Source organism: Ruegeria sp. ABV3_008, assembly GCF_056161185.1.
Genome location: NZ_JBSWYP010000006.1, coordinates 16,746 through 43,187, shown reverse-complemented (window position 1 = coordinate 43,187; position 26,442 = coordinate 16,746). Strand labels below are relative to the sequence as shown.

The window sequence follows — 26,442 nt, the reverse complement described above, 5'->3', positions numbered from 1 at the left end:
AGCAGTATTTTGCGAGGCTCTGCCTCGCGCTCCGAGGTATTTCCAAACAGAAGAAGATCCGAAGCGCCCGTTGCTTCTTCTGTTCAAAAATACCTCGGGGGAATCGCGCCTTCAGGTGCGGCGGGGGCAGCGCCCCCTGGGACGGTTCAGCTTTGCCAGCGCCCGCCGAAATCTTCTGGCACAAGCAAGTTGTGACGGCCCAGATCTGCGACATTGCGCTCGCCGCACAGGGCCATTGTAGTATCAAGCTCCTTCTGGATGACGTCCAAGGCGGTCGTCACGCCGGATTGACCCATCGCGCCTAGCCCGTAGACGAAAGCGCGGCCGATATAGGTGCCCTTTGCCCCCAGTGCCAAAGCCTTGAGGACGTCCTGACCCGAGCGGATGCCGCTGTCCAGATGCACTTCGACATCGCCGCCGACAGCGTCCATGATCTCGGGCAGAATGCGAATTGAACTCAGCGCACCGTCCAGTTGGCGGCCCCCGTGATTCGACACAATAATAGCGTCCGCTCCGAGTTTGGTGGCCATCTTGGCATCTTCGGCGTCGAGTATGCCTTTCAGAATCACTTTGCCGCCCCATTGCTCCATCAGCTTTTCGACCTTTGTCCAGTCGAGGCTGGGGTCGAATTGCTCAGCCGTCCACGCGCCCAGCGATGAGGCGTCAGAGATACCTTCGACATGGCCAACGATGTTGCCAAACTCACGCCGCTTGGCTTGCAGCATTTCGATTCCCCACGACCATTTCGTCATCAGGTTGGCGATGGTTTTGGGTGTGAGTTTCGGCGGGGCAGAAAGGCCGTTCTTCAGGTCTTTGTGGCGTTGACCCAGAATCTGCAGATCCAGCGTAATCACGAGTGCAGAGCATTTGGCATCCTTGGCCCGCTGTATCAGACGCCTGACATAGTCTTCGTCCTTCATGGTGTAGAGCTGGAACCAAAACGGCTTGCCGGTGTATTCAGCCACATCCTCGATCGAGTTGATCGACATTGTGGAAAGAGTGAAGGGCACGCCGAATTCCTCGGCAGCTTTGGCAGCCTTCATTTCCCCGTCCGCGTGTTGCATGCCGGTCAGCCCGACCGGGGCAAGCGCAACGGGAAGCGACACGTCCTCTCCAATCATCTGCGACGCAGTCGACCGACCCGCCATATCCACAGCCACCCTTTGACGCAGGCGAATTTTCTCGAAGTCCGAGCTGTTTTCGCGAAAGGTCTGTTCGGTCCAGCTGCCGCTTTCGGCGTAGTCGTAGAACATGCGCGGCACACGGCGTTCGTAGATCCGGCGCAGGTCTTCAATCGTCGTAATCACGGGCATGTTCGGGAACCTTCCTTGAATTGTCCCGAACTGTGTAACCGGCAATAGGGCAGTTTCGCAACGCTATCGCGAGATCAAAAAATCGCGGCTGTCCCATGTCAACCGCGCCTCAAAAGCAACCTGATCGTCAGGGCTTATGCGGAATGGGCACCATCCGCGAGGGACTTCACGAAATCCAGCACCTCGGCCACTGGCTTGCCCGCGCCGATCTGGCTGACGATGGCCGACCCAACAACAGCCCCATCCGCGACCGAGGCGATGGCTTGCGATTTCTCGGGCGTGTTGATGCCAAAGCCAACAATGACCGGAAGGTCGGTGGCGGATTTGATCCGGGCGACCTCGGGGCCGACATTGGTGGTCTGCGCCTCCGCCGCTCCGGTGATTCCGGTGATCGAGACGTAGTAAACAAAGCCCGAGGTGTTCTGCAGCACGCGGGGCAAGCGTTTGTCGTCGGTGGTTGGCGTCGCGAGGCGGATGAAGTTCAGACCCGCGGCTTGGGCGGGCAGGCAAAGCTCCTCGTCTTCTTCGGGCGGCAGGTCGACGACGATTAAGCCGTCGATGCCCGCAGCTTTGGCCTCTTCCAGAAACGCATCGACGCCACGGTTGTAGATCGGATTGTAGTAGCCCATCAGAACAATCGGGGTCGTGTCATCGGTTTCCCGAAACGCGCGCGCCAGATCCAGCGTGCGTTGCAGGGTCATGCCGCCATCCAAGGCACGCTGACCTGCAAGTTGGATCGTCGGCCCATCCGCCATCGGGTCGGTAAAGGGCAGGCCAAGCTCGATCACATCCACCCCCGCGCCGGGCAGCCCTTTGACGACCTCAAGCGAGGTCTCATAGTCTGGGTCGCCTGCCATCACATAGGCGACAAAGGCCTTTTTCCCCTCGGCTTTCAGAGCGGCAAACTTGGCGTCGATACGGGTCATGGCATGTCCTTGCAGTCAGGTTCGGACCTGATGTGCAGAAAGTTTTGCCGAAAATCAATCCCGCCTGAGCTGCAAAGCCTCAGAACGCGAAGTGATAGCGGAAAAGCAGGGCGTTGACGCCCGGATTATCCTCTTGCGTGCTGGCGTTGGATTTGTGGGTGATCGTCAGCGACACCTTGTTGCCATTGTCCAGTGTGTAACCCACCCCAAGAAGACTGCGGATCTGAAAGCTGCCACCCAGATCGTTCAGCTCGTCGGCTTCGGAAAAGTAGCCTGGCAAAACGCTGCCTTCCAGAAACCAGCGGTCGTTCAGAGAATAGAGGCCAACCAGACCCGCGCCGATATGGGTATCGCCCGCTTCGTCGATCGACAGGGCTGCGCCCCACCCAACGCTGAACCGGGTGGCCTGATGAAATGGGCGGTGCTGATACTCCAACGCAATAAGCGCATGATCATCCGAGTCGCTGTCCGAGAAATCTGCGAAACCAGCCCCTAGAATAATGGACTGGGCATGCGCCATGCCGGCGCTTAAGGCCAGAACAGCCGATAAGGCGAGGATTTTCTTCATAGGAACATTTCCGTTTGGTCTTCGATGTTCCTTTTGACGTGCTTATTCCAACGGCCTCTTTTCAATGCGCCCAAGAACACAACAGTGGAACAAAACCGTGAGACCAGCGTGAGGGTGAAGGGCGCGCATCACCCACATTGGCTTGCGCATTCACCCCGACCCGCCTAGAAGCAGCCGCGAAAAGCATCAGGAGACCGTCATGGGCTTTAAAATGGGAATCGTGGGTTTGCCGAATGTGGGCAAGTCGACCCTCTTCAACGCGCTGACCAAAACCGCAGCCGCTCAGGCCGCGAATTTCCCGTTCTGCACCATTGAACCCAATGTGGGCGACGTGGCTGTGCCTGATGACCGGTTGGACAAGCTGGCGGCGATTGCGGCCTCGAAGCAGATCATCCCGACGCGGATGACCTTTGTGGATATCGCCGGTCTGGTGAAGGGGGCGTCGAAAGGCGAAGGGCTGGGCAACCAGTTTCTGGCCAATATCCGTGAGACCGACGCTATCGCCCATGTGCTGCGCTGTTTCGAAGACGGCGATGTGACCCATGTGGAAGGCCGGGTCGATCCGGTGGCCGACGCTGACACGATCGAGACCGAACTGATGCTGGCCGATCTGGAAAGCATCGAAAAGCGCCGCGCCAATCTGGTGCGCAAGCTGAAAGGCAATGACAAAGAGGCGCAGCAACAGGACCGTCTGCTGGCTGAGGCGCAGGAGATGCTGGAAAACGGCAAGCCCGCGCGTCTGGTTGAGGTCTCGGACGAAGATGCCAAGGCCTGGAAGATGCTACAGCTTCTGACGACAAAGCCTGTGCTTTACGTCTGCAACGTGTCCGAGGAAGAAGCCGCCGAGGGCAACGAATACTCGTCCAAGGTAGCCGAAATGGCCGCCGCGCAAGGCAACGCGCACGTCATCATCAGCGCCAAGATCGAAGAAGAGATCAGCCTGCTGGAAGAGGACGAAGCCGAGATGTTCTTGGGCGAGATGGGTCTGGAAGAGCCCGGCCTCGACCGTCTGATCCGCGCCGGTTACGATCTGCTCAAGTTGGAAACCTATTTCACCGTCGGCCCGAAAGAGGCCCGCGCTTGGACTATCCGCACCGGCACCGCAGCGCCGCAGGCAGCGGGCGTCATACACGGTGACTTCGAGAAAGGCTTCATCCGCGCCGAGACCATCGCCTATGACGACTACATCGCCGCCAACGGCGAACAGGGTGCGAAAGAGGCAGGCAAGATGCGGGCTGAGGGTAAGGGCTACATCGTCAAGGACGGCGATGTGATGCACTTTTTGTTCAATACTTGAGCATCAGCACCTTCACTACTCGAATGCTTGAGTGCCATTGAACGAGCATCTGAGCCACTACCGCTTTTAGCCCTAAGCGGTCCTTCTGTTCGGCTTCCATCGCTCAAACCTATTGTACCTTACAACTCACCAGCATGAGGCGATGTATCCAAATACCCTAAGACTGCGGAGTGGTCATGCCAGGATGTTTACCGATACGGAGTTATGTCAATCTTTGTCGCTGGGTTCAAATCATCGTTCGGGTCCGTAAAGAAGCCTTCTGGAAAGGACACTGAGATGGGCCGATCTGTCGTGTCCATGCAAAGCATGTGATTATTGTCCCCGTCACCCAGGTTGGCCAGCGCGAGCGGCTTCACTTCACGACGGGTCCCATCGGGTGCCTCGACGGTGATGGTATATAGATCGCGTTCTGCCTCACCTGTTTCGCTGCCATCTTTAAGCGTCACACCACCCTCCCACGTCACACGGACCGCCTGAACGACGCCTTCCGTCGGGCAGAGGCTGCCCCTGACGCGACGCGGGCCCAAAGTGCCGACAAGTGTCCAGTCCTCCACAACTTCGGCCAAAACAATCGATGGTCCGTCTTCTAAGGGTATCACCGATATACTAGCTCCCTGAAAATCAAGCATGCCGCCGATCGTCTGCAAATGCCCGATAACATCAACCCTAACCGGTGGGTCGGTTTCGGCGGGTCCCAATTGGCCTATCAAAAGAACCGTGCGCAACTCCCCTGGGTCTGTAGCTGGGAGAACAGACGCGCAGTGCATTTTCCCCAGGGCGCCTGACCGGGTAGTGACTTTAAAATCTCCGGCCTGCATAGTCGCGATGTCTATCTCAGTAGAAAAGATCACTGGCATTCCGGTGTTGCCCTCAGACCCCCTGCAAATCACATTTGAGACGCGTGGAAGTGCATCAAGCCCGTGGAAGGCCGAGAGGAGATTGGCGGATTGGCCGTTCACTTCTCTAGGCAGGCCAGCATCTGGCGTCGTGTCAATAAGGTCGCGATTGGATATGTTGTCAGTCCAAGACCCCGGTCCATACATTATGAACCAAACAACTCCGACGCTGATTGCCGCCGTCACACCTAGCAAGCCGGCGATGATGGTCCGCTTCGGACTGTCTTTGATCACACAAGTTACCTTTGCAAGCTGTGGGTCGCGGATTCAATTCTTACCGTAAGCTTCATGTCCAAAGAAGAAGAGTCTGGTAAGAAACCGCAAGAGTAGCGAGGCAAGCTCAATGGGTAGCGAGAATTTACTCGTCTAAGCTTCAGTTGGGCAGAACCATCGTCAATAGCGTCGACCGTATCTACACAACTGAACGGCCTGAAAATGGCAGCTTCGTCCGCGCTATTGATTTTCAATACAAGCCCGGCGCAGGGCAGGTTCGTGCCACCGAACGGAGTTGCCAAGTGTATCAATTATCCTGCCAAGTTGGCGAACTACTGGAACACCGAGACTCCGGGCGTGAATTTGCCTTTTCGGATCATGTTGACCAGTTCAATCCCACTAAAAGCGGATGCCGCAATGGTAAATAACTGGAGACCCAATGTTGGTTTTCTATTTCCAGAGAGAAGAGCAAACAGCCAAACCGAGGGATCAAACACATTTCCCTCCATTCTTGTCTCACGCATCTGCCTGTATCAAATCACTAGCCTTCTCTCCGATCATGATGGCGGGCGCATTGGTGTTACCACTGACGATTTCCGGCATGATCGAGCAGTCGGCCACACGCAGGTTTGCTATACCATGTACTTTTAGTTTTGCATCTACGACCGATGCTTCGGTGCTTCCCATCGCGCAAGTGCCGGTTGGATGATAAATGGATGCGGTGTTTGATCTTACCCAGTCCAGCGTGCCTTCATAGTCGTCGCAACTCAGCTGAGCCGTAGGTCGAAATTCCTCTGAAATCTTCGAGGCCAAAGGATTATGCTTGGCTATTCTGCGCGCGATGTTCACCCCGTCAACAATGGTTCGGCAATCCGTTTCAGTGGACAGATAGTTCGGTATAATTTTGACATATTTAGATGGATCCGGGCCGTTCAAGCGTAGCTCCCCCCGGCTTTCAGGGCGCAGTTGGCAGACCGACATGGTGAAGGCTGAGAACGGATGAACACCCTCGCCAGGGCTGTCGGCGGACCAAGGCTGAACGTGGAATTGAATGTCGGGCGTCTCTACATCCTCGCGGGTTTTCATGAACCCGGTGGCAAGACTGGCGGCCATGGTCATAGGACCAGCACGGAACAGTGCGTATTTCAGGGCGATACGCGCCTGATTGAACAGGCTGCGGACTTCATCATTCAGTGTCGGTTCATTGCATTTGAACACTAATCGAGCCTGCAAGTGGTCCTGCAGTCCTTTGCCAACACCAGGCAAGGCGTGCAGGGGTTCGATACCGTTTTCCTTCAGGTGGTCTGGGTCTCCGATCCCTGAAAGCATCAGGATTTGCGGCGAGTTTATCGCTCCGCCGGACAGAATGATTTCGCGCCGGACGGTCAGAGTTTTCTCTGTTCCAGAGCGATCCCGGTACACCAGGCCGGTTGCTTTCTTTCCCTCCAGAACCACGCGCGTTACGAGCGCATTTGTAATGATGTTTAGGTTTTGTCGATCCCGAATGGGTTTCAGATAGGCAACGGCTGCACTGCACCGGCGGCCATTGCGGGTGGTTAGTTGGAAATACCCCACCCCCTCTTGTTCCGCGCCGTTGTAATCGGGGTTGAACGGATAGCCCGCCGCCTGCGCTGCGGCCACCCACGCGTCACAGATCGGGCGTTGAATACGCATGTTGGATACGGACAAGGGCCCACCAACGCCGTGGAATTCATCTTCACCTCGCTCCTGGTCTTCGCAGCGCTTGAACAGGGGCAGGACATCGTCCCAGCCCCAGCCCTCATTGCCCATTTGCCGCCAGCGATCGTAGTCCTCTTTCTGCCCACGCACGTAGAGCAAACCGTTCAATGAGGATGACCCGCCCAGTACCTTGCCGCGTGGCCAGTCGATGGATCGACCGTTCAGCCCAGGATCAGGTTCGGTGCGATAACACCAATCGACCGATGGGTTGTGCATGGTTTTGAAGTAGCCAACGGGGATATGAATCCATGGGTTGGTATCGCGGCCACCTGCCTCTAGCAGTGCAACGGTCGTGTTAGGATTAGCGCTCAGCCGGTTGGCAATGACGCAGCCCGAAGACCCGGCGCCCACAACCGCATAATCCACTTCCATGACTGCCTCCTCCTCACGCCGTCGAAAAAACTCTATGCAAGATGCAAGAAATATACTAGCCTTTTTTGATACAAAACGTCTCAATAATTGCGATCAGGGAGGTAAGCAATGGAGATCGGTAAGAAACTAAGTGGTATTTCGCGGCGGGATTTCTTCCGTGTAGCTGGCCGTTACGGTATGAGTTCGACTCTGCTGGCAGCGGGTGGGTTTGGTGGAGCGATGAGCTTGGCCAACCTGGCTCAAGCGGCTGAATCCACGTACGAAAAACGGTTCTCAAAAGAGCCTAAGCACACGCTGAAGTTTGGCGCTTCAGGCTTCAACACTCGCAACCTTCTGATCGAACGCGCCGGGGCTATCGAGTTCGCGCGTGATCTGGAAGAACGCACAGATGGTGAGATTCGGATCGAGTTCATCGGCGACAATCAGATCTGCGGACAACTTAGCTGTGTTGAAAAAACCCAGCAGGGAATCGTTGATATCTACGCCGCTTCGACCCAGAACTCGGCTGGTGGCGCGCCCTATCTGAACGTGTTGGACTACGCCTATATGTTCCCGAGCCGCGCGGCGCAGTACCACTTCTTCTACAGCCCTGCGAGCCAGCGCATTCTCCGCGACCCCCTGGAGAAACGGCATGGGTTGAAGTTCCTGTTTACCCATTGCGAACTGCGCGGACTGCAAATGGGCTCGACCTTTGCTGACAAGCCCACAGTAACCAAATTGGAAGAGTTGTTCGGCACCAAGAACCGTGTGACCGGCACGCAGTTGGGCCGGATTGCAATGCAGTTGCTGAACCTGAACCCGGTTCCGGTGGCTTGGGAAGAGACACTGGACGCTCTGAAAACAGGTCTGATTGACGGGGCTGAAACTTGGGCCTCTGCTGTGGCTTACGCCAATATGGCGCCGGTGGTTTCGCAGTCGGTGAACCTGAAGTTCTTCTGTGGCACCGAGCACACCTCGATGTCCGCCAAGGTCTTCGATAGCCTCGGAGGCGAGTTGCAAGACGCAGTGATGGAGTCTTCCTACTTCACTCAGGCGTTGATCCAAGGTGCGAATGAGGCTGCGTTGTTGAACACAGTTGGCTTCTCGGAGCCGCAGCTTCCAAACACGATCTTTGCCGAAAACGGTGTCCGCCCGGCCTTCCTGCCGGACGATCAGATCAAACTGGCCGAAGAGATGTGCGCCCCGAACTATAACCCTGAGCCTTGGGCACAGTGGCGTGAACGCCTGAATAAATGGGCTGGCGGCATCGATACGTATCAGGAAATCTACGACATCGCGCGTGAAATTCCCGCCGATACCCTGCCGGAAAATGTCGAGCCGCGCCGTTGGTGGATGGGCCAAGCCTGATAAGCTGATGTGAACCGGCCCCAAACGGGCCGGTTCCAAAAAAAAACACCGACTGGGAGGACGGGGTACATGTCGTTATGGGCAGACATAGGCGCGATCTTCAGCGCCTTTCTCAGCCAGGATTCGTTCGAGATTCAATCCGCTCTGGAATCTGACGCTGCTTGGGTTCTGGGTGCAGTGGCCTCCGCACTTGGCGGGCTTCTGGTCATGCTGATCTATCGAAAGGTGCCCTTCATTGAACGCCATCTGGAACGATCAGTGATGGTTTATTCGTATCTTGCCATTGCACTGATCATCTTCTGGGGTGTGATCGACCGCTTCGTGTTTAACGACCAAGAGCCATGGTCAACGACCATTCCACCACTGCTATTTATGGTCATGGCGTGGTTCGGGGCGTCTTACAACGTACGCCTTCGCACGCATCTGAGTTTCAGTGAATTCCGCACCGCGATGCCGAGGGCAGGGCAACTCACTTGCCTCATCCTTGATGCGGTTCTGTGGTTTATTTTCGCGGTGATCGTCATTGTCACTACAACCCGACTGGTCGCCCTGTCCGCGTCAAATTTCCAGATCGTATTGGGTACCGACAACATCATGCAGTGGTGGTTTCTTCTGGCTGCTCCTCTGTCTTTCTTTTTGATGGTCGGGCGCGTGTTTCAGAACCTCGCGGATGATCTGCACAATTGGAAAACAGGCGAGCCGCTCATCAAGCAGGCCGTGATCGGAGCAGACTAATGACAGACGGAACCATGGTCACACTGATCTCGCTTGGGGTCACTTTTCTATTCATGCTGGGCGTACCGGTTCTGCTGGTCATCGGCTACTGGGTTATCGGTTGTTCGTTTGTCCTTGGCTTGACGCTCGACAATATGGGCGCCGAGCTTTTGAACGTCTTCAACAAGGGTTTTGCCCTACTGGCGATGCCGCTGTTCATCCTGACCGGAGACCTAATCAACAAATCCGGCATCGCGCGACGGCTCAGCGACTTCGCCTATGCCTGTCTGGGCTGGATACGCGGCGGATTGGCAATGGCCTCTCTGGGGGCGTGCGGGTTGTTCGCCGCTATTTCGGGCTCGAACTCGGCCACGACCGCCACCATTGGTTCCATGTTGCACCCGGAGATGGTCAAAGGCGGCTATGACGAACGGTTCAGCGCGGCCACTGCGGCTGCGGGCGGCACCGTGGGGATCATCATTCCGCCGTCGATTATTTTCATTGTCTATGGGTTCCTGATGAACCTACCGATTTCGGAGCTGTTCGTCGCGGGTATTCTGCCAGGTGCGTTGATGGTTTTTGGTATGCAGTTTGCCTGCTGGATCATCTGCCGAATGAACGGCTGGGGCCACTTGATCCCGCTGCAACTGAACCGGGTGCTGAAAACCGCGTTCGGCGCATGGTTGGGTTTCTTCGCCATCGGGCTGGTTCTGTGGGGCATCTACACAGGTAAGTTCTCACCCACCGAAGCGGCGGGTGTGACCGTTGGTTTCTGTGTGATCGCCGGGTTGGTCAGCTATCCGATCAACCGGATCATGGGCGCACGGAACGATATTCCGCCGACCGAAAAAAGCTACGCCGAGATGTTCGTGGTCGAAGGCTTTACGATCCCCGAGATCCCCTCAATTGTCATCCGGTCAGCCCAGATAACAGGCATTCTTGCACCACTAATCGCAATTTCAGTGGTGATGCAGCAAATCCTGTCGCTGCTGGGGGCGCAAGAAACCATTGGGAACTTTGTAACCTCAATGGGCGGCTACCACGCGGTTCTATTTACCTCGATGGTGATCGTCTTCTTTTCCGGTATGGTGCTGGAAAGTTTGCCAGTGACGATCATCCTTGCGCCGATACTCGCGCCAATTGCGGCCTCGGTTGGGATAGATCCGATCCATTTCTCGGTAATCTTCCTGGTGGGCGCGTCTATCGGCTTTATCACTCCGCCCTACGGTTTGAACCTCTATGTGGCATCGGGAGTGACCGGCGTACCCTATTTCCGGCTTTTGCGATACACGGTGCCCTATCTGGTGGCTTTGCTGTCGGTATGGATCTTGGTGTCGCTTGTGCCAGATCTGGCCTTGATCCTGCTGCCAAATAACTAGAATGTTGCGGGATGGCCGAGACGGAAACACAAGACAAAGAAACTCAGATCCCGACCAACCTGCGCCTACTTCTCATCCTTGAAGAGGTGGCGCGGCGCGGGGTCGCCGTCAAACCATCGGACCTAATCGAGACATTGGGACTGGCGAAGCCCACAATCCACCGTCTGCTGCAAACCGCAGAGGCCGAGGGTTTTCTGCAACGAGATCTGGATGGCCGCTCGTTTGGTCCTGGGCGCCGGCTACGGTCGCTTTCGGTCAATACCATGTCTGCCGAACACTTGCGCACTGCGCGTCTGGCAATCTTGCGCAGTGTCGCCGAAAACGTGGGTGAGACTTGCAACTTAGCCATCCCAGACCGGGAAGGGATGATCTACCTCGACCGGGTCGAAACGAAATGGCCGCTGCGCATCCAATTGCCAATCGGTACTCAGGTGCCCTTCCATTGCACTGCTAGCGGCAAAATGTACCTGTCTACCCTGCGTCAGAAGACGTTGGATGGGTTTCTCTCTGCAGGCAATTTACAACCGCGGACCGAACAATCCCTAACGAACCCCAAAGCACTGCGCGAGGAAATCTGCAGAATCGCTGAAAACGGTTACGCGACAGATGATGAGGAATTCATGGCCGGAATGACGGCCATCGCTGTGCCCATTCGAGACGGGCAAGGCAGACTAGTAGGCACACTTTCGGTACATGCTCCAACCCAACGTCACGACGTCAACAGCCTGCTGTCCTTTATGAACATCCTGCAAAAAGGAGCAGGTGAGCTATCGGAAATGCTAGCTAACTGATTTCTGCTCGAGACCATGGTCAAAGCTTTCGTCAAACCAGACAAAAATGATCGTTTTGGGTTGGCTGAAATTGCGAGCGTGTTTGACGCTCTCCCAAGGGATCGTGCGATCTCTGCGAAGGGTTGGTTGAATCGGAAGCGGATGTCTGTGCATCGGGGAATGCTCGCTCGCGACGCAGATGGCAAGCCGTCATAGCCAGTGTCACGTCCCAATTTGCTTGGCACGGCTAGGACGAAGAGTTGGTCTCGAAATCCGAAAACGGTAGATCAAGTACAAAGCGGGAAGGTCGGCAAAGTCCGTTTCTCTGACATTCAGGTACCATCTCGGGGAGTTTGCCTGCTAGTACTTTGCCTTGCATAGTCGCGCTACGCTGAGATTTCGGTCGGATTACGCGTTTCTGCGCATTGAAAACCCCGCTAGTTTAAAATGTATCCTGCCGTTCGAGAAACCCTTCCATGATCGAAATCCGAGACCTCCAACTCCTCAGCGCCCTCGCACGGCATCGACATTTTGCCAAAGCGGCTGAGGAATGCGGGATTTCTCAGCCCGCCTTCTCGATGCGCATCCGCAATCTTGAAGACCGGTTAGGCGTTTCGATTGTTCGGCGCGCCAACCGGTTTCAGGGTCTGACCGAAGAGGGTGAGATGATCGTCCTCCGGGCGCGGCGCATTCTCGATGATGCCAAGGCGCTGGAGCAGCAGGTGCAGGCCGCAAAGGGTGAGATCACCGGAACGTTGATGCTGGGCGTGATCCCTACCGCCATCGCCTTTACCGGACGACTGACGAAACATTTGCGTAAGGCGCATCCGCGGATCGTGACCCGGATTGAGACCATGTCGGCCTCGGCCATTCAGCATCGGTTGGACGAAGGCAGCCTGGATGCGGGAGTGACCTATGGCGACAGTATCGGCACCGATTTGCGGCAGGTGCAGCCTCTCTATGAGGAAACTTATGTCCTCCTGGCCCCCGCGCATATGGTCGAGGATACCCGCCCGATCCCTTGGGCCAAGGTTGCTGATTTCCCCCTCAGCCTGCTGGTGCCGCAAATGCAGAACCGGCGTATTCTGGATCGGATCTTTCTGGATCAGGGGCTGCACCCGGATGTGGTGGCCGAAACCAGTGGCTTTACTGCTTCGATGGTGATGGCACGCGAGGGGTTGGCGGCCACTGTGGTTCCGCGTGTTCTGCTGCGGTCTCTGGGTGATTTGAAGGGGACTAAAGTGCTGCCGCTGATCGACCCCGTAGTCAGTAAACCGATTTGTTTAGCGACCCTGACTCGAGATCCGGAATTGCCAACGGTCGAGGCCTTGAGGGCGGTTGTGACGTCTTTGCGGTGATAAGGAGTCGTTATCGTGCGATTGTATAAGACGATTTGACGATATCCTCCACTGATGAGACACGGAGCCTCAATCGGAGGGCATCATGGCACCATTAGATACCAAGCCATCAGGCGCACCCAAGGGCGTTTGGAAGTCAGGTAAAGGCAAAGGGCGGCATACGCCCAAAGGCCGTCAGTTTACAGATGAGGCACAGGCGGAGATTGCGCGCCTGTTGGGGGATCGCCCTCGTCGCCGCGATCTGCTGATCGAATTTCTACATTTGATACAGGACGCGCACGGCCATATCAGTGCCGACCACATCGCCGCCTTGGCGATTGAAATGCGCATCGGTCAGGCCGAGATCTATGAAACCGCGACCTTCTATGCCCATTTCGATGTGGTGAAAGAGGGTGAGACGCCTCCTCCGGCGTTGACGATCCGCGTTTGTGATTCCCTGTCCTGCGAAATGGCCGGTGCCCAGCAGATGCAAAAAGCGCTTGAGGACGGTCTGGATCCGTCCGAGGTTCGTGTTGTCCGCGCGCCGTGCATGGGCCGCTGTGATACTGCTCCGGTGCTCGAGATCGGTCACAACCATATCGACCATGCGACCCCCGAAAAGGTACAGGCAGCGATAGCAGCTTGTGACACCCATGCGCATCTGCCTGACTACGAAACCTTCGCGGCCTATGAGGCCGAAGGCGGTTACGCCAAGCTGAAAGAGCTGCGCGACAGTGGCGATTGGGAGAAGGTGCAGGAAGACGTTCTGTCCTCGGGCCTGCGTGGTCTGGGCGGTGCTGGCTTCCCGTCGGGCAAGAAATGGGGCTTTGTTCGCATGAATGAAGGCCCGCGCTATCTGGCCGTGAACGGCGATGAGGGCGAGCCCGGCACATTCAAAGACCGCTACTATCTTGAGCGCACGCCGCATGTCTTCCTGGAAGGCATGCTTATCGCCGCATGGGCGGTCGAGGCTGAGACCTGCTTCATCTACATGCGCGACGAATATCCGGCCGTGCTGGAAATCTTGCGCCGTGAAATCGCCGCGTTGGAGCAGGCAGGGATTGTCGAAGAAGGCTACATCGACCTGCGCCGGGGTGCTGGCGCCTACATCTGCGGTGAAGAGTCCGCGATGATCGAGTCGATCGAAGGCAAAAAGGGCCTGCCGCGTCACCGTCCTCCGTTCGTGGCGCAGGTTGGCGTGTTCAACCGCCCGACTTTGGTGCACAACGTTGAGACGCTGTATTGGGTCTCGAAAATCTGCCGCGAAGGGCCGGAGATCCTGAGTTCGGTTGAAAAGAATGGACGCAAGGGACTGCGCAGCTACTCGATCTCGGGTCGTGTGGCGAAGCCGGGCGTGTACCTGCTCCCCGCTGGCTCGACCATTTTGGATGTGATTGAAGCTGCCGGTGGCATGGCCGAAGGTCAGACCTTCAAGGCGTATCAGCCGGGCGGTCCGTCCTCGGGCCTGCTGCCTGCGTCGATGGATGATATCCCGCTGGATTTCGACACGCTGCAACCGCATGGCACCTTTATCGGCTCGGCCGCCGTGGTGGTTCTTTCCGATCAGGACACCGCTCGCGACGCGGCGCTGAACATGCTGCGGTTCTTCGAAGATGAAAGCTGCGGCCAGTGTACGCCCTGTCGTGCCGGCTGCGAAAAGGCGGTGAAACTGATGCAGGCCGACAAGTGGGACACCGATCTACTGGAAGATCTGTGCCAGGTCATGGGCGACGCTTCGATCTGCGGTCTGGGGCAGGCCGCTCCGAACCCGATCCGCCTTGTCATGAAACATTTCGCTGACGAAATCTGAGGGGAGACAGAGCCATGCTAGACGCAAGCCCAACCAAGACCGTCACCTTCAACCTGAACGGCGAAGATGTCACCGTGCCCGAGGGCTGGACCATCTGGGAAGCCGCCAAAGGCCAGGGGTTCACCATCCCGCATCTGTGCCACAAGCCGCAGCCGGGTTATCGCCCGGACGGCAACTGCCGCGCCTGTATGGTCGAGGTGGAAGGCGAGCGCACGCTGGTCGCCTCGTGCATCCGCCCTGCGGCTGACGGTATGGTCGTTAAGACCGACAGCGACCGGGCCGAGAAATCGCGCGCCATGGTCATGGAACTGCTGGTCGCCGATCAGCCGGAAGAGGCGCACGACACTTCCAGCCATTTCTGGGACATGGCCAAGCTGAACGATGTCAGCGACAGCCGGTTTCCGGCGAAAGAGGCCGAAAAGATCCCGCTGCTGGATGACAGCCACGTTGCGATGCGTGTCAATCTGGACGCGTGTATCAACTGCAACCTCTGCGTCCGTGCCTGCCGTGAAGTGCAGGTGAATGACGTGATTGGCATGGCCGGTCGCGGCCATACGGCTCAGGTGGTGTTCGACCAGAACGACCCGATGGGCGATTCAACCTGTGTGGCCTGTGGTGAGTGCGTTCAGGCTTGCCCCACCGGCGCGCTGATGCCCGCCACCGTGCTGGACGACCAGCAGCAGGGTGACAGCAAGGATTACGACTCAGAAACCGAAAGCGTTTGCCCGTTCTGCGGTGTGGGCTGCAAGGTCTCGCTGAAGGTCAAGGACGGTAAGGTCAAATATGTCGAGGGCATCAACGGTCCCGCAAACGAAGGCCGTTTGTGTGTCAAAGGCCGCTTTGGCTTCGACTATATCCATCACCCGCACCGCCTGACCACGCCGTTGATCCGCCGTGAGGACGCGCCCGAAAAGGGTCTGAACGTCGATCCGGGCAACCTGTCGACCCATTTCCGCGAAGCGACCTGGGAAGAGGCGATGGATCTGGCCGCCACCAAGCTGATGGCCCTGCGCGAAGAAGACCCGCGCAGCGTTGCGGGCTTTGGCTCGGCCAAATGCACCAATGAAGAAGCCTATCTGTTCCAGAAGTTCATCCGTCAGGGCTTCCGCCACAACAACGTCGATCATTGCACCCGTCTGTGCCACGCCTCGTCGGTTGCGGCTCTGATCGAGAACGTGGGCTCGGGCGCTGTGACCGCGACCTTCAACGAGATCGAAAACGCGGATGTGGCGATCATCATCGGCTCGAACCCGATCGAGAACCACCCTGTTGCGGCGACCTACTTCAAGCAGTTCGCCAAACGCGGCGGCAAGCTGATCGTGATGGACCCGCGCGGCGTCGGTATGCGCAAATTCGCCGACGAAATGCTGCAGTTCCGTCCAGGCGCCGATGTCTCGATGCTCAACGCGATCATGAACGTGATCGTCGAGGAAGAGCTGTATGACAGCCAGTATATCCACCGCTGGACCGAGAACTGGGAAGCCGAGAAAGAGCATCTGCGCCAGTTCACGCCCGAGGCGATGTCGCCGATCTGTGGCATCGAACCCGAGCAGCTACGCCGCGTCGCGCGCACCTTTGCGCAGGCCAAGGCCGGCCTGATCTTCTGGGGTATGGGCGTCAGCCAGCACATTCACGGGACCGACAACTCTCGTTGCCTGATCAGCCTTGCGTTGATGACCGGCAATGTGGGCAAACCCGGCGCGGGTCTGCACCCTCTGCGGGGTCAGAACAACGTGCAAGGGGCCTCAGACGCCGGTCTGATCCCGATGTTCCTGCCGGACTATCAGTCGGTCATGGACGATGACATCCGAGCCAAGTTCAACACTGTTTGGAATGACGAGCGTGACTTCTCGAACGAGAAGGGCCTGACCGTCACCGAGATCATTGATCAGGCCTATGCGGGCAACATCAAGGGGATGTATATCCAGGGCGAAAACCCGGCCATGTCCGACCCCGATGTTGGTCATGCCCGCGACGCTTTGGCCAAGTTGGAGCTGATGATCGTGCAGGATATCTTCCTGACGGAAACGGCGAACTACGCCGATATCATCCTGCCTGCCTCGGCGCTCTATGAGAAGAACGGCACCGTGTCGAACACCAACCGTCAGGTCCAGCGTGTACGTCCGGCCGTGACCCCTCCGGGTGAGGCGCGTGAGGATTGGAAGATCACCGTCGAGCTTGGGCAGCGCATCGGGCTGAACTGGGACTACACTGATGTGTCGCAGGTGTTCAACGAGATGAAGTTGACGATGAACTCGCTCAACAACATCACGTGGGAGCGTCTTGAGACCGAGACCATCACCTATCCGTCCCTGTCCGAGACAGACCCGGGTCAGGCGATTGTGTTCGGTGACGGCTTCCCACGTGCGGACGGCAAGGCCCGGTTCACTCCGGCCAGCGTCATCCCGCCGGATGAAGCCCCAGATGACGAATACCCGATGATAGCCACCACCGGCCGCCAGCTGGAGCATTGGCACACTGGGTCGATGACTCGTCGCGCCAGGGTTCTGGACGCGGTTGAGCCAGAGGCGAACTGCTCAATGAACCCGCGGACTCTGAAGCTGATGGGGATTGAGCCGGGTGAGATGATCCGCCTGACCACGCGTCGTGGCTCGATCGAGATCATGGTTCGTGCCGACCGTGCGATCGCCGAAGATATGGTGTTCATCCCGTTTGCCTATGTCGAGGCAGCGGCGAATATCCTGACCAACTCGGCCATCGACCCCTATGGCAAAATCCCCGAGTTCAAGTTCTCGGCAATCCGGGTCGAAAAGATCGAAGACGCCATCGCGGCAGAGTAAACTCCATTCCAGACGCTCGGAAAAGGCGGCCCATTGGGTCGTCTTTTTCACGTCTTGACAGCGGCTTACACGCGGCCAACCCTGTCACCGTCATTCATGATGGAGTTGCCGATGCCCCGCCGTTTCGTCGATTTGTCCGTTCCGCTGGAAACCGGGATCGTGTCAGACCCGCCGATCATGCTGCCTGAGATCGAGTACATGACCCATGATCAAACGGCCGAGCAGGTCATGTCGTTCTTTCCCGGCCTGCAAAAGGATGACCTACCTGACGGAGAGGGTTGGGCTATCGAGCGATTGCAAATCGCGACCCATAACGGGACCCATCTGGACGCGCCCTATCATCATCATTCCACAATGGACAAAGGTGAGCGGGCGATCACCATCGATGAGGTGCCGCTGGAGTGGTGCATGAATCCCGGCGTTAAACTGGATTTTCGCGATTTCGAGGATGGGTATGTGGTCACAGCAGCGGATGTCGAAGCTGAGCTGAAACGGATCGGTCATACGCTGAAACCGTTGGATATCGTGGTCGTCAACACCTCTGCCGGGACGCAATATGGCCAGCCCGACTATCCGATGAAGGGCTGCGGTATGGGGCGCGAAGCAACCCTATATCTGACAGAACGCGGCGTGCGCGTCACAGGCACGGATGCCTGGAGTTGGGACGCGCCCTTCCCGTTGACCGCACAGGAATATGCGGAAACCAAAGATGCCTCGATCATCTGGGAGGGGCACCGCGCCTCGATGGAGATCGGCTATTGCCACATGGAGAAGCTAACCAATCTCGAAACACTGCCCGCAACGGGGTTTGAGATTTCTTGTTTTCCCTTCAAGATCAAAGGAGCGTCAGCCGGGTTCATCCGCGCCGTCGCGATCTTTGAGGACCCCGAGGAGTGAAAATCACCAACATGTCGCAAGATACACAACCTCTTGGCGGCCATGATGGCCCGTATGATGCACCGATCGAAATCCACGGCTTTGCCTTGCATCCGGACTGGATCGACTACAACGGGCATATGAATGTGGGCTATTATGGCGTGGCGTTCGACATCGCGTTCGAGCGTTTGCTGGTCGATCATCTCGGTCTGGGTGAGCCGCAGGTCGCCGCGATGGGGCAGGGGCCTTATGTGCTGCAGTCGCATATGCAGTTCCTGCGTGAGGTCACTTCGGACATGACGATCCACTTTCGGTTTCGGCTGCTGGATGCAGATCTGAAACGTGGGCACTATTTCGGGCAGATGGTCTCAATGCCGGATGAAACGGTGTGTGCCACGCAAGAGGTGCTGTTCATGAATGTCAGCCACTCGACGGGGCGGTCTGCGCCTTATCCGGACTGGGCGGTCAGGCGGCTGGCGCGGATGGTCGCCGATCACAAGGCGCTTCCCGCGGCACCACAAATCGGCCAGCCGATTGGTATTCGCCGAAAGTAGTCTGGTTAGTAGTCGCGCTCGAAAAATAGCCCGATCCCGGTTTCTCCGCGCCCGTCAACAGTGCCTCGGACAGTGAAGCTGTCCGTGACGTCCAGGTTCAGGTTCACCTCGGTATCGCCGTCTGTGTTGACGGTGAAGTCCGTGTACAGATTGTCCCCAAGATATGCTCCTGCGCCAAAGCGGCCCGCGCCGCCTTCGGTCGCACCGATATCCACCGTGTCAACACCTGTCGAGTCCCGCAGGCCCTTGGTCGCATCACCTCCGGCCCCGCTTAGTTGTGCCAGCGAGGCCGCCATCTGTGCGATGACAAAAGGTGAGAGTTCCGAGAACCGGTTGCCAAACAACAGCATGGCCAGCGCCTCTTCGGTCGGGCGTTCGGGGTCTGAGAAAACATTGACTTCGGGTGAATCCAGAGGTCCGGCTATCTCGATCGTGGCGGTTCCGTCTGATGTGCTGCTCGATGATTCGAACTCGATATAGGGCGTCAGGTCCCCTTGCAGTGTGACGATCCCTTTGGTCAGAGTCAGCCTGCGTCCCAGAATATCCAGATTGCCGCGCAGCAGTTCGATCTGGCCCGAAGGGACAACGGATGTCGTGGTGCCACCGATTGAGATATTCCCACCCAGTTCCGCATTCACGCCGCGCCCCCTTACAAAAACGGCTTTGGGGGCCAGCAGACTGATATCCAGCGCAATGCGCGAGTTGCTTTTGCTTTTCTCTTCCTTGGGGATCAGTTGCGCCCGTTCACGGGTGACATAGCCCAGGCGGCTTTCATTGATATGCTGTATTTCGGGGATCGGTGCTGCGCCGACTGCACCCGATGCGGCGGCGAGGTTAATGTTGGTTTCACCAAATGTGATCTGCCCCGCCAGGCTGCTATTGCCCGTCAGAGCGCCCGCCAGCACGATCTGACCGTTCAGTGTGGTCTCGTAGAGCAACTGGTCGGTCAGCACGAGGTTGTTCAACGTCGTTGTGATCTGAGCATTGAATGGCGGGGTCAGGTCGACGGGTCCGCTGACGGTGAACCCGCCACCTGCACGCATGGCCCCGTTCATAGATATCGTAGCGCGGCCTTGGGCCAGATCGACCGACCCGCCAATTCCAGTGATCGTTTGCCCAGCAGTCGGTATCGCAAAGGACGTGCCCGAGGTTGTGATCGTCCCCGACAGTGCCTCCAGCCCGGGTTGGCCCTTGAGCGCCAGATTGTAACGGGCCGAGCCTTCGATCTTGTTGGGCGTGATGAACGCATTGGCGATACCCAGATTGATCCCACCTTGGGCGGTTACATCTGCCAGGCCTGTGCCTTCATCGAACGTGCCAGACAGCTCTGTGCTGAGATCCGCGGGCCCTGTCGCGTTTGAGGAAATCGTCCAGACTCCATTGTCGCGTTTCGCAGTACCTTCGGCCGTCACTGTGCCGGGGAAGTCCGGCACAAAGCGTTCGATCCGGTTGAACTTGGCCTCATAGTCAAGATCTGCCGAGCCATCCGTCTCAACCGTTCCGACAACGTTTACATACGAGCTGTCAGGCCCTTGCAGGCGCGCGGTGCCTTCGAGCCCCGACTGAGTAGGCGCGACATTGCCATCCAGTTTCAAAGGGCCGGACAACGTAGTGGAAAGGCGGCTGAGGTCATCCAGCATCGCCGAAAAGTTCAGCCCGCCTGATTCACGATCAAGCTGGCCCGAGGCATTTGCCGTCAGCGCCGTCCCGTTTAGCCGGAACGTGCGGATGTTCATGCCTGCGTCGGTGTTTTCAGCATCCACATTCAGAGTTGTGCGACCCGAGATCAGTGCATCCAATTGGTCGATACCGGTGCGGATGTCATTGGCCTCGGCCGTGCCCTGCACGTCGAACAGCTTGCTGCCCATCGCGCCTTTGCCTTGCATATCGGCCTTCACAGACCCAGCCAGATCCCGCCCCGCAAGGCCCGAGAACAGCGACAGGTCGGGCACGTTCGCCTTGGCTTGTCCGTCGACGGCCAAATCGCCGGTGGGATCTGTGATCGTCGCAGCGGCTTCGGCCGTCAGAGCGCGCCCGTTGATCGTGGCCTGACGAATCTCGATTTGCTCTTGCGACAAGGCTCCGTCGAATTCGATTGAGGTCTGCCCGGCCAGAAGCGGATCCAGATCATCCATCCCGGTCTTAATATCCCGCGCGGTCACACTGGCCGTGCCGTCAAACTCCAGCGTTTGAACTGTACCTTTGCCGTCCAGACGGGCCTGTACCGAACCACCCAGATCTCGCTTGGCGAGGCCCGAGAAAACCGACAAATCTCGGGCGCTGACCGTGGCTTGCCCGTCAATGGACAGGTTCCCATCGGGCGTGGTCACGGTTCCTGCAGCCTGAGCCCGGGCGGCATCTGCGATCAATGTGAAGTCCCGGATTGTCACACCGTCCGAGCCGCGCTTTGCGTCCAGCGTGATCGTGGTCTCGCCCGTGATCACCGGATCGATGTCGTCTCGACCCGTGGAAAGATCGCTGCCTTTGACGGTGACTTTCCCGTCAAAACTGCGCTCTAGTGGCGACCCGCTGCCTTCGACGGTGGCCGAGACCTCTCCGCCGAGGTCAAGCTTGGCCAGATTCGAGAACCGCGAAAGGTCGGAGGCGTCAAGCTTCGCCGAACCGTCGATGTTCAGGCCGCTGGTCAGCCCGCTGATCAGCGCGTCGAGATCAAGCGTGTAGTCCGCCCCGATCAACTCGAACCCGGATAGGTTCAGCGTCTCGTCGCTGCCATATTCAAACACGCCGTCCAGCGTGATCCGGTCGCCAATCGCGGTGTTCAGGGCCGGATCAGACAGATCCAGACCGTCAAGCGCGGCTTGCAGGTCTCCATCGAGGCTGAGGGTATCCCCTTGTTCCAAGCTCCCCTGCGCCGCAATTTGCGCGCGCCGAAGGCTGATCTGGTCTGTGGTAAGCCCATTGGCTGTCAGGCTCAGATCCCACAGATTGCCGTTCTGCTGGTCGAACAGGGCCGAGATTTGCGCCGCCTCAATCGAAGTCCCTCCACCCGAGACAGGCAGGACCACTTTGTCGCCCTCAGGTGGGGTGATGCGGCCCTGCAGAGCGGCCAGTTGCAACGTGCCGCCCGAGGCCAGTTCCAACTGACCTTCCAGTTTCAGCGCCTGAGACGTGAATTCCAGATCACTGATGTTCAGCGCGCCTTCCGGCTGGGTCTGGCCATCGACAAACAGTCGCGTGTCGGTGCCAAAGAATACATCCATATCGCTTGCGACAAAGGGCGTCAGGTCACCACCCAGATCGGCGGTGAACGCGATCCCATCCGCCGCGCCGCTTTCGGCCGCACGCAGGCGCACCTGACCTGAAACGCGCGGCTGGCTGTCACTGCTCAAGCTGATATCTGCGGTGAAGTCCGTCAACTGGCCAGAGCCTTTGGCCGTCAAACCAATGGGAGGGCTGTCGGGGATTTTCAGCGCGGTTGAGATGAGGCCGCCTGAGGCCTCGACCACGCTCAGGTCCAGATCAATTTGGCTACTGGAATTCTGGAAGCCGGCTTTGAGGGTGATTTCGTCTCCGGCGCGGTCAAGGCGGGTGATGTCTAGGCTGGTATCTAAGGTTCCATCAGCCAGCGACAGGTTGCCGGTGACGTTCAAGTCAGCGGCAACGCCGATCAAGGGCTCGCCCAAAGCCAGCTCATCAATCCGAAGCTCTCCGATTTCAATCGCGACGGGCAGTTCGGGCAGTTGGAACGGCGTAGTCTCGGCCGAAGGGGGGGGAGCCTCCTTGGTTGTGGTGCCGGGCGCGCGGGAAATGTCGATTTCCTGAGCGGTCAACGCGTTGACCGAGAAGCGCCCCCGGATCAGCGCTAGACGGTTCCAGTCAAGCTCGGCGTCTTTGATAGTCAGCCAGACGCCTTCATCATCGGCGACGGTGATCTCGGCGATGGTTGCACGGGAACTCAGCGCGCCTTGTAGGCCCGTGACGGTGACGTTCTGGTCATCACCCGACAGCGTATCCTGCAGGAACCGCTCAATCATGCTACCGCCTTCGTCCTCTTGGGCGTGCAGGGCTGGGGGCACACAGATCAGCGTGCCGATCAGCAGCGGATATGCGAGGTAGCGTTTCAAAATGCCTGTCCAATCCCGATATAGAATTGCAGCCCGTTGCCTGTATCGCCCTGAACCGGGTAGGCCAGATCAAAGCGTAGTGGTCCGAATCCGCCCAGATCATAGCGCACACCCAGACCGGCACCGGCGTGATTTTCGGCATCGCTGCCGATGAACGAAGATGTATCCACGGTACCGTAGTCGTAGAACCCGACCAGCGACAGGCTTTCGGTGATTTTGCCGCGTACCTCGCCGGAAAAGCCCAGAAACGATTTGCCACCTGCGATGCCGGTGCCTACCGGAATACCGAGGCTTTCAAACGGTTGCCCGCGAACAGTTCCCGCACCGCCCGAGAAGAACAGGAAGTCCGGCGTTACCCCATCCGCTGACGGGCCGATGACTGACCCGATTTGAACGCGCCCGGCCAAGACCAGTTTTCCGCCAGTACCCAGACTGGTGTAGGCCCGTCCGTCTCCGAAGAGGCGAATGCCACTTTCGGTTCCGGAGAGCCCGGCGAAGGGAGTGGCCTGCGCGTCTAGGTAAAACCCGCGTGTCGCGCTGATCTTGCTATCGCGCTCGTCCCATTCTGACCGAAAGGGGATTATGAAGTATCGGAATTTTCGCCCATCTCCGTAGGCGTCATCGGCATCGGACCACTGAAAACCGACAGACGCTTCGGCATAGAGCCTGTCTGAAAACGTGCGCCGCGCACCATAGGCCAGTGAGGCGACGGTGACGTTGTAGTTTTCCGTGTTGCGTCGTTCTAGCAGAGCGTTCCAGAACGTGTTGTCATCGGGTCCTAGTCGGTCGGGTTGGTCCAGTCTTAGACCGATCCGCCCGTCCAAATCCTCGGCCCCACCTATGTTGCGCAGAGCGGCTTCAAATCGTAGCCGCTCAGCCCGGCGAAAGACGTTACGGTGGGTCCATGTGGCCGTCACATCCAACCCATCGCGCGAGGCCAGTTCGACCCCGAAGGTCAGGCGGCGTTTGGGCAGGTCTTCGAAGGTGGCATCGAAATCCAGCGTTCCATCGGGGTTGGGGGTCTCGCGCTCTGTTATCGAGACGACGCTGAACGTACCAGTCCGGCGCAAACGCGTGCCGACTTTCTGGATTTTGGCCGGAGAGTACACCTCACCACTTGGGAAGCCCGCGATATCTTCGATAGAACGGTGTTTGACGTCAGTGTCGCCCTTGATGAACATTCTGCCGAAAGTCAGGCGACGCCCCGGGTCCAGATCAATCTGTGCGTCCAGTTGGGCCTGCGCATGGCGGGCGATGATGGTTTGGTTCGCAAGTTCGGCCTTTGCGTGACCAGCGTCTCTCCACCCCTGCAACCCGGCCGAGGTTGCCTGTTGGATTGTCCCTGTAGTGGCCAGTTTGCCCGGCGCGAACTCTTCCGGCAGCACCGTGTCCGGTGCAACGGGCTGTACGATTGCTTTGCCGAACCGGAAGCTTGGGCCAGTTTCGACGGTGATCACGGCGCGGTTGATTTGCGCGGGAACGCTCAGGGTGCTGAGGTCTGCGGCCTCTTTGCCGTCCAGTTTGATACTGACCACCGGGCTGAAATAGCCCTCGTCGTACAGAATCTGAACAATGGTGCGATAATCGGACAGGGCGGCCGAGAGGATTTCGAGAGGTGTGTCCAGACCACGGGAGTCAGCGGTCGTGACGGACGAGGTTTCCTCGATGCGTTCTCTTAACTCTTTTGAGGCCTCTGGAGCGACGAGACTGGTTTCGAGGGCCAACAGGCCGGTTGGGGCCAAAGCTGTCATTGCGGCCAAAAGCCAACCTGTCAGACGGCGTTGCGGTCTGCTGCCCTGCATCAAATGGCTCCAACTGCCTCAACTCGAATACTATTCGACCGCGCTGTCGGATCGCGGTCGATTAAATTCATGTTAGAGCATTTGAGGCCGTTCAGGAAAAGGCTTTTGATGTGTGGCTAGTGAATAAGGTCCGCAGTTGTGTTGCGTCGGGGTCGACGGCTTGGGGCGGCTCCCGCCCGGTTTGGTCGCATCGTAGATGCACCCAACCCGGTTGGGCCAGGCAGCGCGCGGGGCGCGCTGCGGTTGCGACGGGTCAGGCGGCGGTCATAAGGCGGGCGACGTCCAGCATACGTGCGGAGAAACCCCATTCATTGTCGTACCAGCCAAAGACGCGGACCTGGTTCGCCCCGACCATGCGGGTCTCTGGTCCAGCGATGACCAGCGACTCGGGACGGGCGCGCAGATCGGAGGAGACCAACGGCATATCGGTCCATCCTAGAACCGGCGACGCGCTGACCTGATCGCGCATAGCTGTGTCGAAGGCCTCTGCGTCAAGGCTGCGGTCCAGCGTGACGATCAGGTCGATGGCCGAAACACTGGCCGTTGGCACCCGTACCGCCGCGCCTGAGATGCGACCCGACAGATGGGGCAGCACGACGTCGATTAGGTGGATCGCGCTTGAAGTGGTTGGGACCATCGACAGCGCGCCTGCGCGCGAGCGGGCAAGATCGCCTCGTGGGGCATCCACCATCGGTTGGCTGTTTGTGTAGCAATGGATGGTCGTCATGTGCCCCGTGGTGATCCCGCCGATGTCATCCAGAACCCGGACAAGAGGCGCCAGCCCGTTGGTGGTGCAGGACGCGTTCGAGACGACATGAGCGCCGCCCAGTTGATCCTCATTGGCGCCAAGGACCACGGTCACCTCGGCGGCAGGAGAGGGGCCGGAGATCAGCACTTTGCCCGCCCCAGCGGCCAATCCACGCTGTGCCACGTCGGATGTCCGCGCGATACCGGTGCAATCCAGCAGGACATCGACGCCCGACAGGTCGATATTCGCCAGATCAGAGCTGTGGGTCATGGGGATGGACTGCCCATCCACGACCAGTGCGCTGTTTCCCTCCGAGACGTCCCCGGCATAGGGGCCGAAGGTGCTGTCGTATTTGAACAGGTAAGCACAGGTTGCCAGCGGTGCGATGTCGTTGATCAGCACCAACTCAATATCCGATCCTTGCGGCATGGCCAGAACCTGCCGCAGGATCGTGCGGCCAATTCGGCCGAATCCATTGATCGCGAGTTTCATGCGCAAGCTATGGCAGGCGTCTCAGGCGACCTCAATGAAAGTATTGTACCAATTTCAGTTGCAGCTAACCTGCGAGAAAAACTGGCCCGAGATGTTCTGATACATGCTGGCCACGATGGGTCTGCAGCCAGTGGCCTGCTGAATTGCAGCAATGGCCTGCAGGGTCCGCAGGCGCGGTGGCGGGCCGAACGGGTTGAGGTTGTTGTTGTCCCGCGTGGCGCGATAGATCACCGGCTCTTCGGCGACTTGGGTCACCGCCCATGTGCGGCTGAGAACCACGACCGACTTGGTCTCTTCCTTGGCGACGGCGGGGGCGCTTGGCGCGACGGTCAAAGTGGCAGCCGCGGCGAGGGCCAGAAGGGGCAGGCGCAGGGTCATAATGCAAACTCCTACATTCAAATG

General features: G+C 58.2%; 19 protein-coding genes. 10 read left to right on the top strand and 9 right to left on the bottom strand.

The genetic code is table 11. The features are described 5' to 3' along the window. Positions 1-146 precede the first annotated feature (146 nt). The 3 genes from ACXAH8_RS11760 to ACXAH8_RS11750 all read right to left on the bottom strand — a co-directional run bounded on the left by ACXAH8_RS11760 (position 147) and on the right by ACXAH8_RS11750 (position 2,807). The gene (locus ACXAH8_RS11760) at positions 147-1,313 is read right to left on the bottom strand and encodes an alpha-hydroxy acid oxidase (protein WP_475218616.1); all 1,167 of its coding nucleotides are present in this window, start codon (positions 1,311-1,313) and stop codon (positions 147-149) included. 134 nt (positions 1,314-1,447) lie between these two features. Then, on the bottom strand, positions 1,448-2,239 hold the full coding sequence (trpA, locus tag ACXAH8_RS11755) for a tryptophan synthase subunit alpha (RefSeq protein ID WP_475218614.1): 792 nt from the start codon (positions 2,237-2,239) through the stop codon (positions 1,448-1,450). 79 nt (positions 2,240-2,318) lie between these two features. Beyond that, positions 2,319-2,807: an acyloxyacyl hydrolase gene (locus ACXAH8_RS11750; RefSeq protein ID WP_475218613.1), complete on the bottom strand. Its 489-nt coding sequence runs from the start codon at positions 2,805-2,807 to the stop codon at positions 2,319-2,321. A 199-nt stretch (positions 2,808-3,006) separates the two neighbouring features. On the opposite strand from ACXAH8_RS11750, the gene ychF reads away from it, so the two are divergent. Further along, positions 3,007-4,104 carry a redox-regulated ATPase YchF gene (gene ychF, locus ACXAH8_RS11745; RefSeq protein WP_475218611.1) on the top strand — a complete coding sequence of 366 codons (1,098 nt, stop codon included), beginning with the start codon at positions 3,007-3,009 and terminating at the stop codon, positions 4,102-4,104. Between the two features lie 188 nt (positions 4,105-4,292). On the opposite strand, the gene ACXAH8_RS11740 is transcribed toward ychF, so the two are convergent. Then, a complete protein-coding gene (locus tag ACXAH8_RS11740; protein ID WP_475218610.1) occupies positions 4,293-5,234 on the bottom strand; it encodes a hypothetical protein in 942 nt (313 codons plus the stop codon). Positions 5,235-5,729: 495 nt separating this feature from the next. Next, positions 5,730-7,325: a GMC family oxidoreductase gene (locus ACXAH8_RS11735; RefSeq protein WP_475218608.1), complete on the bottom strand. Its 1,596-nt coding sequence runs from the start codon at positions 7,323-7,325 to the stop codon at positions 5,730-5,732. 108 nt (positions 7,326-7,433) lie between these two features. Here ACXAH8_RS11735 and ACXAH8_RS11730 point away from each other — a divergent pair, with 108 nt between their 5' ends. The 9 genes from ACXAH8_RS11730 (at position 7,434) to ACXAH8_RS11690 (ending at position 18,913) form a co-directional block, all read left to right on the top strand. After that, positions 7,434-8,672: a TRAP transporter substrate-binding protein gene (locus ACXAH8_RS11730; protein WP_170380876.1), complete on the top strand. Its 1,239-nt coding sequence runs from the start codon at positions 7,434-7,436 to the stop codon at positions 8,670-8,672. A 69-nt stretch (positions 8,673-8,741) separates the two neighbouring features. Further along, complete coding sequence (locus tag ACXAH8_RS11725; RefSeq protein WP_475218603.1) at positions 8,742-9,407, top strand: TRAP transporter small permease; 666 nt, start codon at positions 8,742-8,744, stop codon at positions 9,405-9,407. Then, positions 9,407-10,765: a TRAP transporter large permease gene (locus ACXAH8_RS11720; RefSeq protein ID WP_170380872.1), complete on the top strand. Its 1,359-nt coding sequence runs from the start codon at positions 9,407-9,409 to the stop codon at positions 10,763-10,765. Before ACXAH8_RS11725 ends, ACXAH8_RS11720 begins: the two co-directional genes overlap by 1 nt. 11 nt (positions 10,766-10,776) lie before the next feature. Then, positions 10,777-11,556 carry an IclR family transcriptional regulator gene (locus ACXAH8_RS11715; protein ID WP_475218601.1) on the top strand — a complete coding sequence of 260 codons (780 nt, stop codon included), beginning with the start codon at positions 10,777-10,779 and terminating at the stop codon, positions 11,554-11,556. A 455-nt stretch (positions 11,557-12,011) separates the two neighbouring features. Further along, a complete protein-coding gene (locus ACXAH8_RS11710; RefSeq protein WP_475218598.1) occupies positions 12,012-12,893 on the top strand; it encodes a LysR family transcriptional regulator in 882 nt (293 codons plus the stop codon). Between the two features lie 85 nt (positions 12,894-12,978). Continuing rightward, positions 12,979-14,682, top strand: a complete 1,704-nt coding sequence (locus ACXAH8_RS11705; RefSeq protein ID WP_475218595.1) for an NAD(P)H-dependent oxidoreductase subunit E — start codon at positions 12,979-12,981, stop codon at positions 14,680-14,682. 14 nt (positions 14,683-14,696) lie between these two features. Next, positions 14,697-17,483 (top strand): formate dehydrogenase subunit alpha, encoded by a 2,787-nt coding sequence (gene fdhF, locus ACXAH8_RS11700; RefSeq protein WP_475218592.1) that lies wholly within the window; start codon positions 14,697-14,699, stop codon positions 17,481-17,483. A gap of 111 nt (positions 17,484-17,594) precedes the next feature. Beyond that, positions 17,595-18,380, top strand: coding sequence for a cyclase family protein (locus ACXAH8_RS11695; protein WP_475218590.1), 786 nt, complete (start codon positions 17,595-17,597; stop codon positions 18,378-18,380). Next, positions 18,377-18,913, top strand: coding sequence for a thioesterase family protein (locus ACXAH8_RS11690; protein WP_475218588.1), 537 nt, complete (start codon positions 18,377-18,379; stop codon positions 18,911-18,913). The genes ACXAH8_RS11695 and ACXAH8_RS11690 overlap by 4 nt, the downstream gene beginning before the upstream one ends. 5 nt (positions 18,914-18,918) lie before the next feature. Here ACXAH8_RS11690 and ACXAH8_RS11685 read toward each other — a convergent pair whose 3' ends face one another. The 4 genes from ACXAH8_RS11685 to ACXAH8_RS11670 form a co-directional block, all read right to left on the bottom strand. After that, a complete protein-coding gene (locus ACXAH8_RS11685) occupies positions 18,919-22,998 on the bottom strand; it encodes a translocation/assembly module TamB domain-containing protein (RefSeq protein ID WP_475218586.1) in 4,080 nt (1,359 codons plus the stop codon). Further along, complete coding sequence (locus ACXAH8_RS11680) at positions 22,995-24,800, bottom strand: autotransporter assembly complex protein TamA (protein ID WP_475218584.1); 1,806 nt, start codon at positions 24,798-24,800, stop codon at positions 22,995-22,997. Before ACXAH8_RS11680 ends, ACXAH8_RS11685 begins: the two co-directional genes overlap by 4 nt. Before the next feature lie 253 nt (positions 24,801-25,053). After that, positions 25,054-26,040: a type I glyceraldehyde-3-phosphate dehydrogenase gene (locus ACXAH8_RS11675; RefSeq protein ID WP_475218580.1), complete on the bottom strand. Its 987-nt coding sequence runs from the start codon at positions 26,038-26,040 to the stop codon at positions 25,054-25,056. A gap of 54 nt (positions 26,041-26,094) precedes the next feature. Then, entirely contained in the window at positions 26,095-26,418 is a 324-nt protein-coding gene (locus ACXAH8_RS11670) for a hypothetical protein (protein WP_170554748.1), read from the bottom strand. Positions 26,419-26,442 lie beyond the last annotated feature (24 nt).